At 43.5% G+C, this 11,630-nt stretch carries 8 protein-coding genes; 4 read left to right on the top strand and 4 right to left on the bottom strand.

Annotated features, from left to right (window positions below; genetic code table 11):
- The first annotated feature begins 5 nt into the window (after positions 1–5).
- Positions 6–815 (top strand): prolipoprotein diacylglyceryl transferase, encoded by an 810-nt coding sequence (lgt, locus tag LO777_RS00485; protein ID WP_228855640.1) that lies wholly within the window; start codon positions 6–8, stop codon positions 813–815.
- An 8-nt stretch (positions 816–823) separates the two neighbouring features.
- On the opposite strand, the gene LO777_RS00480 is transcribed toward lgt, so the two are convergent.
- Positions 824–1,096 (bottom strand): HU family DNA-binding protein, encoded by a 273-nt coding sequence (locus LO777_RS00480; protein ID WP_228855639.1) that lies wholly within the window; start codon positions 1,094–1,096, stop codon positions 824–826.
- Positions 1,097–1,376: 280 nt separating this feature from the next.
- Positions 1,377–2,036 (bottom strand): response regulator, encoded by a 660-nt coding sequence (locus LO777_RS00475; protein ID WP_228855638.1) that lies wholly within the window; start codon positions 2,034–2,036, stop codon positions 1,377–1,379.
- Positions 2,037–2,898: 862 nt separating this feature from the next.
- Between LO777_RS00475 and LO777_RS00470 the strand changes: the two genes are divergently transcribed.
- From LO777_RS00470 to LO777_RS00460, 3 genes are all read left to right on the top strand, one after another.
- A complete protein-coding gene (locus tag LO777_RS00470; RefSeq protein WP_228855637.1) occupies positions 2,899–5,055 on the top strand; it encodes a SulP family inorganic anion transporter in 2,157 nt (718 codons plus the stop codon).
- 496 nt (positions 5,056–5,551) lie between these two features.
- On the top strand, positions 5,552–6,982 hold the full coding sequence (nhaD, locus tag LO777_RS00465; RefSeq protein ID WP_228855636.1) for a sodium:proton antiporter NhaD: 1,431 nt from the start codon (positions 5,552–5,554) through the stop codon (positions 6,980–6,982).
- Between the two features lies 1 nt (position 6,983).
- Positions 6,984–8,756 (top strand): YgiQ family radical SAM protein, encoded by a 1,773-nt coding sequence (locus LO777_RS00460; protein WP_228855635.1) that lies wholly within the window; start codon positions 6,984–6,986, stop codon positions 8,754–8,756.
- Positions 8,757–8,828: 72 nt separating this feature from the next.
- On the opposite strand, the gene LO777_RS00455 is transcribed toward LO777_RS00460, so the two are convergent.
- Positions 8,829–9,800, bottom strand: a complete 972-nt coding sequence (locus tag LO777_RS00455) for an ExeA family protein (RefSeq protein WP_228855634.1) — start codon at positions 9,798–9,800, stop codon at positions 8,829–8,831.
- A gap of 27 nt (positions 9,801–9,827) precedes the next feature.
- Positions 9,828–11,432: a GumC family protein gene (locus tag LO777_RS00450; protein ID WP_228855633.1), complete on the bottom strand. Its 1,605-nt coding sequence runs from the start codon at positions 11,430–11,432 to the stop codon at positions 9,828–9,830.
- Positions 11,433–11,630 lie beyond the last annotated feature (198 nt).

Below are 11,630 nucleotides of genomic sequence, written 5' to 3'. Positions count from 1 at the left end.
GATACATGTCCCCTCTTCAGTTTCCTCAAATAGATCCTGTCATCTTTTCCATTGGACCACTGCACGTTCGCTGGTATGGCCTGATGTATGTTCTCGGGTTTTCCGCCACCTATATTCTGGTGCGAAAACAGATACGGGAGTTCAGGTACAGCAGGCTGGCCAACCATTTTGAAAACCTCAACCTTGTCCTCATTCTCTGTGTGGTTATCGGTGGCAGGCTTGGATATGTTCTCTTCTATAATTTTTCTTATTACCTGGCCCATCCCCTTGAGATACCGGCAACCTGGAGTGGCGGCATGTCGTTTCACGGGGCATGCATAGCTCTTTTTGCCGGGGGCTGGTTTTATTGCAGAAGGCAAAAACTGAATTTCTGGAAAACAGCAGATATCTATGTTGCCACGATTCCCCTGGGAATCGGTTTCGGCAGAATCGGTAATTTTATCAATGGAGAACTGTTCGGCCGAAAAACTGATGTCCCCTGGGCAATGATTTTCCCCGGTGGTGGTAATACTCCCCGCCACCCCTCTCAACTGTATGAAGCGTTTTTTGAAGGCCTTGTTCTCTTCGTGATACTCTGGATGCTCAGATCAAAACCATGGGGAAAATCCTCCTGGCCCCATGGTTCTATTTTTGCTCTTTTTCTGGTTCTTTACGGTTCTTTCAGAATAATTCTCGAGAATTTCAGAGAACCCGACCAACAACTTGGTTATCTTTTCAATCTTCTCACAATGGGCCAACTGCTCAGCAGTGTCATGGTTGGCTCAGGAATTCTCCTTCTGATATTACTTGTCAACAGAAAATCTGTTCACCGATAAGGCGCGGCTTATTGAATCCGTTCAAACAGATTTTTACCCGGTTTGAATTTCACCACTTTCCGGGCAGGGATAATGATGCCCTGCCCCGTCTGGGGATTTCGTCCTCTTTTTTCAACCCGTTCTATTACTCTGAAAGAACCGAATCCGGTTATTGTAACCCGCTCCCCCTTCTCCATTACACCAGTCATTGTAGCCAGAACCGCATCCAGCGCCCTGGCGGCACTTGCCTTGCTTATACCTCTTTTTGCCGCTATTTTTTCCACCAGTTCTTTTTTATTCATTTGTTTATTGCCCCAAAAAGGTTTCCAAGAATAATTCTCCTATAAAAACCTTATTAGTATCCTTCCCGGCAAAAAAAACAACTGGTGGAAATACCTGTTTTTTACTGGGTAAAAATACCCAGTTTTATTCCAGTGCTACAGCATTATTATATATACTCGTGGATAGAATAGAAAAATGTTTTTTAGTGTCTGTCCAGAAATGAGATTTTTTGTTCGACTTCAGGTAAGCGTAGACTCCGAGGAGCATAGAAAAATAAAAAGCAATTCCCAGTCCTGCTGATCAAGTGGATATATATCCGTTTCTTACGGCATAATTAACTAAATCAGCACTGTTTCTCTTATTGAGTTTTCTCAGGAGATTTGAACGATGGTGATCAACGGTCCTCGGACTCAATCCGAGATGTTCTGCCATTTTTTTACTCGTAAACCCATTTACAACCAGTTGGAGAATTTCTTTTTCTCTTTTTGTCAATTCTCTGAAAGGACTCTTTTTACCATTACGATACATCTCAATAACATCATCAGTAAAATCATCCGCCAGACTTGGTGAAATATAGTTCTTTCCTCTTTTCACACGCTCGATGGCAACCAGCAATTCTTCGTCCGAATCATCCTTCAGCAGATAACCATCCGCTCCGGCTATCATTGCATTATAAAAAACCTGCTGGCTGGTATGCATTGTCAGCATGAGAATCTTGATCCATGGATACCTCTTTTTCACTGTTGCGGCAGCTTCTGTCCCGCCAATTCCCGGCATGGATATATCAAGAACAATCAAGTCTGCTGAATGACTCTCTAAAAATCGAAGCAGTTCTTCTCCGTTCCCCACCTCTCCCACAACTTCCAACTCACTGTTTTTTTCAATCAGTTTTTTGATACCATGCCTTATAAGAGAATGATTATCTGCTAAAACTACTCTCAACACATTCCGGTTCAACATAACTTCGTCTCTCCTTCTCCTTCAAAGGTATTCCATCGGCCGTCCGATTTCTGAAATAAAACATACGGGAATTCACATTTATAAGCTCCTTGAATAATTGTAATTTTCGTTCGAGGTCAAGGGCCGGAAATATTAAAAAGCGCAGCATATTTGTTATATTTGAGCATTTTTCATTTTCCTGTGAGGCAGAGATCGGGCGAAAAGGCAATTTTTCAAGGTGGCCTTGTGCTTACATAGTATCATATTCAACTTCATTTCCCATGTGAAATAAAAAACGAATCGACCATCCTGTCATTGATACCATTTTTCTTGACATTCTTTTCAAGAGCGCTTTGACTATCATTTCTGAAAAATCCGGTTTACATAAAACCGATTACCATATTTGTTTGCAATTTAAAGGGCTAACGCCCTTCCATTTTATATTTTTGAAAGGAGTTTACAAATGAAAAATCATGTCGAATGGCCGAGTTGTATTCAGGCTTTTCAGCAGGTGATTGTTCATGGCTCATTACCGGCCCGTTCAAACCTTTCGTTCAGGCAGTATTCCCGGCAATCTGGTTTGTATTCCACCTCAACTGAGCAGAATACATTGAGCAGTACCGGAAAAAAATACTTGAGGAGGACCGTTTCTGCAAACGGATTCATCCCTGCTTTTCGTCTGACGAAAAATTTGAAAACCTTCGGGGAACAGTCTCTGTTACAGCCACACTTGTCCACATTTGCGAAAAATGGTTTCCACAATATTTTTCATACAGGCCTGTCCTGTCTGCAAAATTGCTGTAAATCCATTCAGTTCAAAACGTAAATAATTCACAGGCCATGTACTCGTTTACATAGCCGACTCAAGATATGAGGTGACTTCATGATTTGTATAGTTTTTCCCTTCCTCAACTGGTTCAAGGATTACGATACCGGTAAATTCAAGACTGATCTGCTGGCAGGCATTACCGTCGCTCTGGTACTCATCCCACAATCCATGGCATATGCCCAGCTCGCAGGACTCCCAGCCTATTACGGACTCTATGCTGCCTTTCTTCCCCCGATGGTTGCAGCACTTTTCGGTTCCAGTCGACAGCTGGCCACAGGTCCCGTTGCCGTCGTTTCTCTTATGTCTGCAGCATCCCTGGAGCCACTTGCCACCGCAGGTTCATCTGAGTTCATTACTTATTCAATTGTTCTGGCTCTCACCGTGGGGATCTTCCAGTTTTCCCTGGGGGTTCTGCGGCTCGGACTCGTGGTTAATTTTCTCTCCCACCCTGTCGTAAACGGTTTTACCAATGCGGCCGCAATCATAATTGCATCTTCGCAGTTTTCTAAATTTTTCGGAGTCTATGTGGACAAGGCTCCACACCATTATGAAACAATAGTCCGTGTTGCCCGGGCAGCACTTGATTATACCCATATTCCAACACTGATTTATGGGATTGCCGCAGTGATTATCATGGTCTTCCTGCGAAAAATCAATCCACGCATTCCCAATGTGCTCATTGCCGTGGCAATCACCACTATTATTTCCTACTTCACCGGCTTTAATGATGATCGGCGGACTTCTGTTTCGTCTTTTGTTTCATCTGAAATCTCAAAAAAGATCATGGATTTTAATAAAACCATAGAAGAGATCCAGACTCTCAGCAAAGAAAGAGCTACTGCCAGCAACCAGCTCGATGAAGAAAGCAAAAAACAGCATGAAGGTCATGGAAAATCCATAAAACAAATCCATATTGAAAGCAGGATCGCCATTCTGACTAACCGGATCGAAGAGGTCAAACACCGCAACCATCTCCTGCGAGAAGATCTGCGATCATTGAAATTTGCAAAGAAAAAAGACAGTGGTAAAAATCTCTTTTATCTCAAGAATGAAGTTCCGAAAGGAATACAGACTGATGGTAAAACATGGCGACTGAAAGTCGGAAACTCCCAACTTGATACGTCCAGTCTTCTGCTGACTGGTGGGGGAGCTGTTGTCGGCAAAATTCCGGAAGGTCTGCCAACTTTCAAGATCCCGGAACTTGACACCAAAAAATTCTTTAAACTACTGCCGACCGCCATAATTATTTCTCTTCTCGGCTTTATGGAAGCAATAGCCATTGCCAAAGCCATGGCGGCACAGACCGGACAGAAACTTGACCCAAACCAGGAGTTGATCGGCCAGGGACTGGCAAACATTGTCGGCTCAATCGGTTCCAGTTATTCAGTTTCAGGATCATTTTCCCGCTCTGCTGTAAACCTGCAGGCAGGCGCTGTTTCCGGCATCTCATCGGTCGTAACCTCATGTATGGTGGTCATAACTCTTCTTTTTTTCACACCCCTGCTCTACCATCTTCCCCAGGCAGTTCTCGCAGCTGTTATTATGATGGCAGTTATCGGTCTGGTGAATATCAGAGGATTTATCCATTCCTGGAAAGCCCAGTGGTATGATGGAGCTATCTCCATCATCACTTTTATGGTTACCCTCTATTTTGCACCACATCTTGACAAGGGAATTATGGTCGGCGTAGCCCTTTCCATGACGGTTTTCCTCTATAAATCCATGCATCCCGTTGTAGCCAGCCTCTCTCTCAATGAGGAGAATGTGCTCAAAAGTGCGGAATATTACAGGCTCAAAGGTTGCCGGCACATTGCTGTAGTACGTTTTGACGGTGCTCTCTTTTTTGCAAACGCCAGCTACCTCGATGAACAGGTTGCAAAATTCAGAAACGAACGCCCGGATCTCCGCTATATCCTCCTTGACGCCAGAGGAATCAACGATATGGATGCTTCAGGAGAGGAAGCCCTGGAAATGCTCTGCAAAAGAATTCGTGGAGCCGGGCTCGGTTTTGCTGTCTGTGGGGTCAAAGGACAGGTTATGGCTGTAATGGAAAGAACAGGACTGATTGATGAAATCGGTGTGGAGCATATCTACGCAGACAGCAAAACAGCCGTTGCTGCGCTCGTCGATATTGTCCATAACTCTTCTGACCTGCCAAAGGGCAGTTGCAGGGATTGCCCCCTGACACAATATCTCCCGGCGGCAGAATAACTTGTTATTTCCTCTTCCCCGTTGTGGAACAAGGTATGGAGTAAATGATCAGAGACACTACAACGGGGAACTGTCTTTTCCCTTTTGATCCAGGGTTAGCCTGTATTTCTCCATCAGTTCAGGCGGTGACAGCTTCAAAGTTCCCGGAGTCTGCGCTTACCTGACAGTAAATTACAGTGACCTATATTTACTACCGAAATACTGCAGAAGATGGCGTCGTCTGGACTGACTTTAGGTGAACATTGTGTCGTAAATTCTGCTCATTTACTGAGAATTAACTCATTGTTTGTATTCTACAGTTTTTCTCAAAACTGACACAATGTTCTTGAAAATGCGGCGTGGATCAATTCTCAATAAACAATACAAAGCCATGTATCACCAGAACTGATAAGAAATACAAGTTAATCATGACTCTCCTTGCTATGGCCGCATTCTGTTGCTATAATTGCAGCAGTTATTCACAATCAATATCAATATTTATCCGGGAATTCTACAAATGAAAACAGTGTTGCTGGCAGTTTTTCTCCTCATTTTGGCCACCGGAGCATTCGCCGGCGAGTCACATGGCGCAATTGATACAACTGCACTTAGTGGGTCATTTTTAGGTATTTTTTCGCTCATTCTTTTTATTGGGGCTTATACTCTTGTTATTTTTGAGGAACAACTCCACCTGCGAAAATCAAAACCGGTTCTCCTGGCAGCCGGAATAATCTGGATTTTTGTAGCCATCACCTTCAGCAGTCTCGGCAACCATACTGCAGCAGAAGAAGCAATTCGCCATAACTTATTGGAATATGCCGAACTTTTTCTTTTTCTCCTTGTTGCTATGACTTATATTAATGCAATGGATGAAAGAAATGTCTTCCAGGCACTTCGTTCATGGCTGATTTCCCGTGGCTTTTCATTGCGCGTGGTTTTCTGGCTCACTGGTCTTCTGGCTTTTTTAATCTCTCCTGTTGCCGATAACTTGACAACAGCTCTGCTTATGGGAGCAGTTGTCATGGCTGTTGGAGGGAATGACAAGAAATTTGTGGCTGTCGCCTGTATCAATATTGTTATTGGAGCCAATGCCGGGGGAGCCTTTTCTCCCTTTGGAGACATTACAACACTCATGGTCTGGCAGAAAGGTGTGGTTAAATTCCACGAATTTTTTGATATTTTCTTTCCCTCACTTGTCAACTGGCTCGTTCCTGCAATTTTCATGAATTTTGCCATCGCCAAAAAACAACCAAAGCCAGGCAAAGATCAATACATGATGAAACTTGGAGCAAAACGAATTATTTTCCTTTTTCTTCTGACTATTACGACAGCTGTATCTTTCCACAATTTTCTTCACCTTCCCCCGGCTGCAGGAATGATGCTCGGCCTTGGATATCTTGGTTTCTTCTCCTATTTTCTGAAGATAAAAGAACATCGCAACTATGATGTTGACGACAACCCTCTCGCCCACCAGACCTATCACACCAAACCTGACCCTTTTGATCTCTTTAAAAAGGTGGCCAGGGCCGAATGGGACACGCTCCTTTTCTTTTACGGCGTAATCCTTTGTGTCGGTGGACTCTCGCAGTTCGGTTATCTGGCCTCCGTATCTTCTTTTCTTTACCACGACATGGGGCCAACTACAGCCAATGTCATTGTCGGTATTCTTTCAGCTGTTGTTGACAATATTCCCGTCATGTTTGCAGTATTGACAATGAACCCGCACATGTCTCACGGCCAGTGGCTCCTCGTAACGCTGACTGCCGGAGTCGGAGGCAGTCTGCTCTCCATTGGTTCTGCCGCCGGAGTGGCTCTGATGGGATCAGCCCGAGGGACATATACCTTTGGAGCTCATCTCAAATGGACACCTGTCATAGCCCTTGGATATGCGGCATCCATTGCCACCCACATGATTTTCAATGCAGACCTGATGAACGTCTTCAAGTAACATGGCTACCAAGCAGCAGCTCCTTCCCCTGCCCATTTCCTGGAAAGAATGCAAGGGGAGGGGCTGGTCATGGTTTGACATTCTGCTCATAACAGGTGACAGCTACATTGACCATCCGGCTTTTGGTGTCGCCCTTATCGGACGACTTCTTGAGAGCCAGGGGTATCGAGTCGCCATTCTTTCCCAACCTCGCATTGATACAGACAGCGATTTTCGCAGTTTTCCACCCCCAAGACTTTTCTGTGGTATTACAGCAGGATGCCTTGATTCCATTGTTGCTAATTACACCGGAAATGGTAAAGTCAGAAATAGTGATGACTACTCCCCGAACGGCAACCCCTGGAGAAAAGTAAAAGAGAAAAAAGATCGTCATCGACCTGATAGAGCGACACTGGTGTACACCAGCTTTGCCAGATCAGCCTATCGAGGTACACCAATAGTTCTTGGCGGTGTAGAAGCCTCTCTTCGTCGTTTTGTTCACTACGATTACAAACAGAATAGATTAAGAGGTTCCTTTCTCACCGATGCCAAAGCTGATATCCTTGTTTTCGGCATGGGAGAAAGAGCAATTCTGGAAATAGCCCAAAGACTCCAAAAAGACGGGGATCTGCACGGAATTGCCGGAACATGCCGGAGAATGACCGAAAGGCAACTTGCTGAACACTTTCCGCATAAAGAATTAAAAAATTCCAGGAAACTGACAATTCTTCCGTCATTTTCACAAATTACAGCCAACAAACAACTCTTTCTTGACGCTGAAAAAGAAATTGATAATCACCTGCGAAGTGCCTCCCCACGGCCGCTTCTCCAGAAACAGCAAAACCACTGGGTCATCCAGTATCCTCCAGCTCCACCACTGAACCCCCACGAACTCGACAGTCTCTATGAATTGCCATTTACCAGGAAACCACACCCGGAAACTCTTGAAATTCCAGCATACAGGATGATTCAACACTCCGTAACAATTGTCAGGGGATGTTCTGGAAATTGCTCATTCTGCGCCATTACCCGCCATCAGGGACCGGAAATAATATCACGATCCATTGAATCCATCGTCAGAGAATGCGAAAGAATCGTCAAAATGAAATCCTTCCGTGGAACCATCAGTGATCTTGGCGGACCAACCGCAAATCTGTATGGAACCTCATGTGCTATAGGCTCCTGCAAAAAGAAGGATTGCCTCTACCCAGTGATCTGTCCAAATCTGCAGAATAATGAATCTCGTTTCCTTGAATTACTCAAAAGAGTTTCCGCAATCAAAGGTGTAAAGCATCTCTTTATTTCTTCCGGATTAAGAATGGGACTGCTGCTTAAAACGGATAAACTGCTCAGAAAGATCATCACCTCCCACACACCGGGAACCATGAAAATCGCACCGGAACACAGTGAAAAAGAATTGCTTGAACTCATGCACAAGGAGTCGCACTCACTTTTATGTGAATTTATATCGAAATGCAGACAAATCGGGGAAGAAACAGGCAGGATCCCTCTGTTCACACCTTATATAATTACTTCCCACCCTGGCTCCACGGAAACTGCAGCTAGGAAAATGACTCAAAAAATGAAAAAACTGGGTTTGAAAATCAGGAAATTCCAGGATTTTACGCCAGTACCAGGTACTCTTTCCACAGCTGTCTATGTTGCAGGAATTCATCCGGAAACAAAAAAACCACTTGTTATCCCGCGCTCCGCAAAAGAGCGCAGCAAAGAACGTAAAATCCTGGAACAGGCTTTCAATCTGAACCACTCAAGGACCAGCAGAAGGAAAAAATAACAATAGGAAGGCCTGAAAAACAGCGCATCTTCAACTTGGCTGCGTTTCATGGAGAATTAAAAAAACGTCTTTTCAGTATCTGTGGATGACCCCCTTTAAAAATTGCACAACAGGTTTCCACAAGCCGCTTTTGTAAAGATAGACACCCGCTACAATTTCCAATAAAAGCACAATACCAATCCCGAAAAAAAACAGTTTTTTTGGATTGTTGCTTACAGGGGGAAGATAAAAAGCACTGTCACCTTCAAGACAGAGCTGATCTGCGCATTCTCTGATCACACTTTCGTCGACCAAAACACTTTTTTTTATAAAGGCGGATAACAAGGCATTATCACATAATATATTGATCAGTCGAGGATTTCCATCAGTTGCCTTGTAAATCAGACGGAGAGCCCGCTCTGAAAACAGATCTCTGCTGCCTGCTCCTGCCATTTTCAAGCGAAAAAAAACATATTGAAAAGTATCTGATTCATTCAGTTGTCGCAGATGATAACGTACCGCAATCCGTCTGCTCAAAGGAGACAATTGTTTCTCTGCCAAACGATCGAGAAGTTCTGACTGACCAACCAGAAAAACACTGAGAACGCCAACAACCTCTGAAGACATGTCCACCAGCAGCAGTAATTCCTCAAGAAGATCCGTCGGCAGAGAGTGAGCCTCATCAATAATCAGCAGGACCTTTCCCTCTGTTTTTTTACATTCTTCCAGCAGTTTTGCAAAAAGACAAAGAAATCTGGCCTTGTTTCCGTCAAATAAAAGCCCCAGCTGTGCAGCAAAATAATAAAAAAAATCATCAACATCCAGGGTCGGATTTGAAATCAGGCACAGATAACCAGGATTGTTAAGATTCTTGGCAAGAACATTGATAAGAGTTGTCTTACCGGTACCAACTTCTCCTGTAAAAAGAAGAAATCCTTTATCTGAAACGACTCCATGTTTCAATACACCGAGAGCTTCCTTGTGCGTTTCTCCCAGAAAAAGCATATTTGAGTCAGGGGTCAGTTCAAAAGGATCACGTCCCAGTCCAAAATGGGTTTTATACATAGCACATAGCAGAGATTTCGGAATTTCTTACAGGACAATATACCCTTTTTTCCAGAAATAGAAGAAGAGTGCAGCAACACCAAGAAAACAACTCACAAGAAAAACACAGGACACAATCAAAACCCACCTGTTTTTTCTTTTCTCCATACTGGTTTCAATATATGGGACGGCAGTTATCAGGGGCACCTCTAGAAAATTTTCCAATTCCTCTTCATCTCTGAATGTAGTATCTAAAAAATCCAATAAAAGAGTTGCCCCGAAACTCAGTGCCAAACCGGCACACAATGCTCCTCCAATTACAATTAAGAAATTCGGTTTAATCGGTTTCTCAGGATATCGAGCAGGATCCTCAATTTTGAACTGACTCCCTTTCTGTCTTCGTTCAAGATTCAACATCGATTTAGCCTGCAGATTTTGGGACACAAGATAATCATAGTGTCTTTTCAACTGACCGTACTCCCTGGTAAGAGCCGTCCATTCCGCCTCCCTGACCGGAGCCGCGGCAACCCATTTCTCATACTGTTCGATTTTCTGTTTCAGCTGAGCTTTTTCTTTTCTGATGGCTGCGATATTCAGCTTTATATTTTTCCGCTGGGCTTCAAGTTGTACTATAATAGAATCAAAAGCTATTTTCTTTTTGTATGCACTCATTCCACTTAAAGCAGAATCTTTAAAACCTCCATTTCCCTGTTCTCCCTGCGCCTTCACCTCTTTTTCAAGGCGAGCGATAATTTTTTTAATCCTCTTTACTTCCGGGTGTTTTTCCGTATATTTTATAAGCAATCGATCCAGCATTAACTTCATCTTCGCCAGCTTTTGAATGCTTCCCCCAAGACTGGGTACCTCTCCCTCTTTTGACTTGCCATCGAGAGCAGCGAGAGTACTGAAATTTTCCAACATCTTTTTCCTGTTACCCAGCTGATCCTGAATCAACACAAGAGTTCGTTCCAGATCCTGGATTGATTCCTGTTTATTTTGATATTGCTCCTGAAGTGCTATCAATCTGGCGACATTGGTTTCCCGCTGATCCGGCATCTCGTTATAGTATTTTAACTTGTAGTCGCGCATGGCATTTTCCTTACGGTCCATAACCAATTTTGCCATCTGCAACTCATCGCTGGTGTAAGAAGTTGTTTCAGTAGCCCGCTCCTGCCGATATTTCAGATTTTCCTCAATAAATTTTGCTGCAAGGGCATTTGTCACCTTAACAACCTTTGCGGGATCACTGCCGGTAAAGGAAATGGTAAAGACATCTCCCCTGCTCTGCGGCCTGATCACAATCTTACTACGCATCATTTCCACCACATCTTCCATCGGAAGCTTCTCTCTTTCTTTTTGATAGAGATTATACGACGAAATGAGTGCTTCAAGATTAGTCCGACTGGTAACAATCTGGGTCAATGTACTGACAACATCCCGAATTCTTGAGGCAATATCAGGAGACATCTTGTTAGGACTGATTTTCTGCTTCTGATAGCTGAGAAGACTTGTTGCCTGATAAATTTTAGGAGTTACCAAATATACCCCTAACCCGGCAGGTAAACTCAATAACAGAATGATAATAATAAAAAATTTCTTCCTCAGGAAAAGATCCAGATACTTCCTGACCTTCAGGCTCTGTTTAGAATCCATATGCTATAATATGTTTTATAAAAGACTGTACGTTAACTGAAAAATATGATCCAGATTGATATTGCAACACTTCCTGGAAAGCATACGCTGATGTGAAAAAATGACTTATTTTCTGAAAGATAGACCATTCTCTATCATTTTTCAAATTATTACAAAGACTATCCTCTTCAGGAGCATGTCCAAGAATAGGCATTTCGT

The sequence above is a fragment of the Desulfomarina profundi genome (assembly GCF_019703855.1).
GTDB classification, from domain to species: domain Bacteria; phylum Desulfobacterota; class Desulfobulbia; order Desulfobulbales; family Desulfocapsaceae; genus Desulfomarina; species Desulfomarina profundi.
This window is presented reverse-complemented; position numbering and strand designations above follow the sequence as displayed.